Annotated in this window: 1 protein-coding gene; it reads left to right on the top strand. The window is 70.0% G+C overall.

All coding sequences use genetic code 11. The features are described 5' to 3' along the window. Positions 1–1,009: isomerizing glutamine--fructose-6-phosphate transaminase (locus tag G4G93_RS35415; RefSeq protein ID WP_165091974.1), on the top strand; the 1,009-nt coding region annotated here is incomplete at both ends.

Genomic DNA, 1,009 nt, shown 5'->3' with positions numbered 1-1,009 from the left:
TCACCGACGAGATCACCTATCTCGACGAGGGCGACTGGACCATCCTGACCCGCGACGGCGCCGAGATCCGCGACGGCGCCGGCCACGTCGTCGCCCGCCCGCGCCAGAAGATCGCCACCCAGGCCTTCCTGGTCGACAAGGGCAATTACCGCCACTTCATGGCCAAGGAAATCCACGAGCAGCCCGAGGTGGTCGGCCGCACCTTCGCCCATTACGTCGACCTCGCCGCCGGCCGGGTCGCCCTGCCGGAGGCGCTGCCCTTCGACTTCGCGACCCTCACTCGGATCTCGATCACCGCCTGCGGCACCGCCTACTATGCCGGGCTGGTGGCCAAGTACTGGTTCGAGACCCTGGCCCGCCTGCCGGTCGAGATCGACGTCGCCTCCGAGACCCGCTACCGCGAGCCGCCGCTGGAGAAGGGCGGGCTGACGATCGTGATCTCGCAGTCGGGCGAGACCGCCGACACCCTGGCCTCCCTGCGCTACGCGAAGTCGCAAGGGCAGCACACGCTGGCGGTGGTCAACGTGCCGACCTCGACCATCGCCCGCGAGGCCTCGGCCGTGGTGCCGACGCTGGCCGGGCCGGAGATCGGCGTCGCCTCGACCAAGGCGTTCTCGTGCCAGCTGACGGTGCTGCTGTGCCTGGCGCTGGCGGCGGGGCGGGCGCGGGGCACCCTCGACGCGGCGGGGGAGAAGCGGCTGGTGGACGCGCTGATCAAGGTGCCGGGGCTGATGGCCGAGGCGCTCAAGCGCGAGGACGAGATCGAGGTGCTGGCCCGCGAGATCGCCAAGGCGCGGGACGTTCTCTATCTGGGCCGGGGCACGGCCTACCCGATGGCGCTGGAAGGCGCGCTGAAGCTGAAGGAGATCTCGTACATCCACGCCGAGGGCTACGCGGCGGGCGAGCTGAAGCACGGGCCGATCGCGTTGATCGACGACGCGGTTCCGGTGATCGTGATCGCCCCGCACGATGCGACCTTCGAGAAGACCGTCTCGAACATGCAGGAGGT

Origin of the sequence: Methylobacterium sp. DB0501 (assembly GCF_011043735.1) — a bacterium.
In the GTDB taxonomy this organism is placed as follows: Bacteria; Pseudomonadota; Alphaproteobacteria; order Rhizobiales; family Beijerinckiaceae; genus Methylobacterium; species Methylobacterium alsaeris.
The sequence above is the reverse complement of the archived record's forward strand: the minus strand, read 5'-3'. Positions and strand labels throughout refer to the sequence as shown.